We start from the raw sequence: 3,832 nt of genomic DNA on the forward strand, positions 1-3,832 counted from the left end.
TCCATCCTGATGGAGACCTCGACGCCTACCCGGCCACGATCGCGCTCAGCCACCTACACGCTCAACTGCGATGAGCCGTCAAAGTGATGGCATTGCGGTGACGTGGTCACATCTCACCAACTAAGAAGTCCCGGGAACCCTTAGGTTCCCGGGACTTACCGGTCGGGATGACAGGATTTGAACCTGCGACCCCTTGACCCCCAGGCGTCCAAACGGCCCAGCTCAAGCTGAAAACCGCGTAGTTCCGCGGATCAGGTCATGCAGAACACGTCAAGAGATGCATGGTTTGCATGATTCTGGTCCCCTTTTGGTCCCCTTATCCGTTCGACTGGATCGACGTGTGGGCATGCCCGTTCAATCACGGAGAAAGCCATCGATAGGTGGAGCTGTACTCAGGATCCTCGCGGCGATCTGGTCGGTTTCGGCGACGCTGAGCTCCGGTACGTCGTCGAAGTTCGTGCCGCCTCCGGGAAGCGTCGCGGCGACATGAAAGTGGAGGTGAGGAATCGCCTGGTGAGCTGCGGTGCCATTGTTCTGCCACACAGCAATCCCGGGACGCTCGTAGGCCTCATCAATGGCGGCGGCAGCCCAGGTGACGGTATCGATCAACTCGTGGCGTTCATCCCGCCGTGACTCCAACAACGTCGGGTAGTGCCGTGTGGGGAGGACTAGGAGATGTCCGAGTCCGCGTTGCTCTCGTGTTACGAGCACCGCCACGAGGCGGTCGCGGCGAAGGATAGTGAACGGGCGACTCCCCGTGAGATAGTCACAGAACGCGCACCGCTCCTGCTCCGGGATGTCGAGACTACTGGCGCTGTCGGTCATGCTGTCACCAAGGAGCGGAGAAAAGCTTGGAACTCAATCTGGTCGATCTTATTGATCTCGTTCGGGTGGATGACGATCCGCAGTTCAGAAGACACCCGTTTTCGGCGACAGCGCAGGAAGAACGAGAACGCCATCAACCGCACAGCGGCTTCGGCGGTTAACTCCGGGACACGAGATTGACCTTGACCAAGCAACGGCACACAGATTGCGGCACCATTGCTGTGAATATCGACGGCGTCCCAAAGCTTGTCCAAGCTGTGAACGATGCCGCGAATTGAACCTTGCGCCCGGTTGTGCTCGTCCATCTCGGTGTATGCGAGACAGTAATAGCGGATAGCACCGCGGCCTTTGAGGATCGCAGCGGTCCCCAGCGGATACGCATGCCCCTTTCCCGCCTTGACAATAGTGGAGACCGGCCTCACGGTTGCCAGCGACTCCGCCAGCTCCTGGTCAAGACGGGTATGCGAGCTCGCGTAGACAGTACGCAGAAAGCTTCCCTGCACGCTACCCGCGTCGATAATGGTCGGGTCCGTATCGAACGTCGTCGTCATCCCGACCATCGCCGACGCATCCTGCTGAAACAAATCACCGACGACGAGTCGAATCGTGAAGTTTCCTTGGGCGTACCATTGCGACGGCGACACCTGGCGTTGCTTGAATACCGCCCATGCTGCTGCCACAACCACAGCCACGACTATCAGCCACCATTGGTCCTTCAGCATGTCAGGAGCAAACACGGCGATCGCGCCTGCTCCCGCCGCCTGCGCACCAATCGCCTCCAGAAAACGGCGGGAGAACCCTGCCGCATACCGACGAGGGTTACGTTTGTGACGCACTACTTGTTCAGCCCAAGACTCTCGTATACCGATTCCTTGTAGCGGTACGGTCCTGTGTTACTTGATCCGGCGAAGTTGGCGGCATAGTCATCGAGGGCGTGCTTGATGATCTTTGGCCCAAACGATACCGCCATCGTGTAATAGTCGGCATCAGCAAAAGGTGTCGGAACATTCCCGCTGACATGCCCGCGGGCGCTGTCCAGATTCGCGATCACGACCGGAAGCCCTAGAGAGATGATCGCATTGACCTCGTAGGCAAGGAACGAAGTACCGTTTCCACCCTTGCGACGCGCGTCAGCGCTTCCCAACAAGATCACCTGCTTGGTGTTGTTCAACCGTTCGCGTAGCCGCCGCTTGATCGTTTCAGGCGTACTCGTGTCGCGGGCCTCATAGATATCGTGAGCGTTCGTGAAATCGAAGTCGATGTTGTCGCTCGCCTTCCACGCTGTCATCAACCGGTAGTAGTGAATGTCTTCGCTCGCGAAAGCGACATAAGTTTTGTTACGGTAGCTCATCGTTGGGCTCCTGGACTCATCGGGTACGGGTAGACGGACCGGTGGGACCGCACGAGATCATGGTATCGGCGACCACCGACATCGCTGTCTGCCCCGGGCCACTCGCCACTGGCGTCAGATGCGCCCGGCAGTTACCGCTACCCCCAAGCCGAGGTGTTCTGGGGCTGAGATCGATGTGAATCTCGATATTCCGCAGCCCGCGTCTGTACGAGCAGGCCAATGCATATCGGCCCGATCACGACAAACTTGAGCGCGTTCCAAATGCAGACAAGCGCAAGGACGTAGAGCCAGCGGGACGCTCCCCCGTCGATGAGCGCAGTGCAGACGCTCGCAGCGAGAAGGTACGGGATGGCGAGGAGCATCGCGGGCACGCCCCACTTGAGCCCGCGGCGGGTGCGAATCGCGTCGAGCAGAATATTGGTCGGCATGTGCCTGCGCATGAAATTGCGGAGGTGGATGCTGACTACCCAAATGATTCGAAGCATGACAACTGTCCTCTCATGGTTCGGCAACGTTGAACCTTGGAGGACTGGCCTGAGGCCGTCATGCCATCGCGTGGGCGATGGCGAACATTGAGTGTGTCGCCTGATTCCAAGGGTACGCCGAACCAACGACATAGGAAAGGGCGGTGCTGCGCACCTGCACGGTGATGACTGGCTGTGAAGGAGCCCGATGATGACTTCCCTCTCTTCCCTCGGACACGACGAGCGGAGCGCGCGTACCGTTCTCTCGCTCGTGGCTGCACCGAATGATCCGTCGACCGGTCGTCTCGTTGACCGAGTCGGCGCTGTAGAGCTGCTCCGCCTCGCTGATGCTGACGGCGCGGTGCCCGGCCTCGACAAAATCGCAGCGGCAGTATGGCGCGAACGCTTGCACACTGTGAGCAGCGCCGACACCTTGGCCACACAGATGGCGACCTTCGAGCGACAAGGCCTCCGGGTCCTGATTCCGGGTGAGAAGGATTGGCCAGCCGCCCTCAACGATCTCGGAGCACGCACACCATATGCACTTTGGACGCGTGGCGAGACTGCGCTGCTGGCCAAGCCTCTCGCCGACCGCTTCACGCTGACCGGCGCGCGTGCCTCCACCGCATATGGGGACCACATGGCGATGGAACTCGCCAGTGACCTCGCGCTCAGTGGCCGTGTCGTTGTCGCTGGCGGTGCCTACGGTATCGAAGCAGTCGCACACAAGTCGGCGTTGGCGGCCGGTGGAAGAACGATTGCAGTCCTCGCGGGTGGGGTCGATCGCGCGTACCCTGCTGGACACGCGGATCTGTTTGCGCGTATTGAGCAACAAGGTCTCCTCGTTTCTGAGGCTGCACCGGGTGTTGCACCAACACGGCAGCGCTTTCGCGATCGTGGCCGGATTATGGCCGCGCTTTCCTCTACGACGGTGATCGTTGAGGCGGGGGCGCGGTCAGGATCGCTGCGTGTCGCCGACGAAGCAGTGGAGCTTGGTCGCTCAGTCGGTGCGGTTCCTGGCGCTGTGACGAGTGCCGCCAGCTATGGCTCTAACATCCTTATTCAAGACAGACGCGCCCATTTGCTCACAGGTTCCGAAGACGTTCTTCGACTCGTGTCGACGACGCGTGAATACTGACCCCGAGGCGACGTTTGAATCTTGACCCCTCCGACACTCTTGGAGGGTGATTTC

Annotated in this window: 4 protein-coding genes; 1 reads left to right on the forward strand and 3 read right to left on the reverse strand. The window is 60.0% G+C overall.

The annotated features are described in order from the left end of the window. Positions 1 to 354: 354 nt before the first annotated feature. The 3 genes from H9651_RS14520 to H9651_RS14530 are packed head-to-tail and all read right to left on the reverse strand — an operon-like array spanning position 355 to position 2,176. Positions 355 to 825 carry an HIT family protein gene (locus H9651_RS14520; protein ID WP_191720041.1) on the reverse strand — a complete coding sequence of 157 codons (471 nt, stop codon included), beginning with the start codon at positions 823 to 825 and terminating at the stop codon, positions 355 to 357. Then, on the reverse strand, positions 822 to 1,661 hold the full coding sequence (locus H9651_RS14525; RefSeq protein WP_191720042.1) for a macro domain-containing protein: 840 nt from the start codon (positions 1,659 to 1,661) through the stop codon (positions 822 to 824). The genes H9651_RS14520 and H9651_RS14525 overlap by 4 nt, the downstream gene beginning before the upstream one ends. Further along, positions 1,661 to 2,176, reverse strand: a complete 516-nt coding sequence (locus tag H9651_RS14530; protein ID WP_191720043.1) for a TIR domain-containing protein — start codon at positions 2,174 to 2,176, stop codon at positions 1,661 to 1,663. Before H9651_RS14530 ends, H9651_RS14525 begins: the two co-directional genes overlap by 1 nt. 675 nt (positions 2,177 to 2,851) lie before the next feature. Between H9651_RS14530 and H9651_RS14535 the strand changes: the two genes are divergently transcribed. Further along, positions 2,852 to 3,778 carry a DNA-processing protein DprA gene (locus H9651_RS14535; protein WP_191720044.1) on the forward strand — a complete coding sequence of 309 codons (927 nt, stop codon included), beginning with the start codon at positions 2,852 to 2,854 and terminating at the stop codon, positions 3,776 to 3,778. Positions 3,779 to 3,832: the final 54 nt, after the last annotated feature.

Origin of the sequence: Microbacterium pullorum (assembly GCF_014836535.1) — a bacterium.
Taxonomy (GTDB): domain Bacteria; phylum Actinomycetota; class Actinomycetes; order Actinomycetales; family Microbacteriaceae; genus Microbacterium; species Microbacterium pullorum.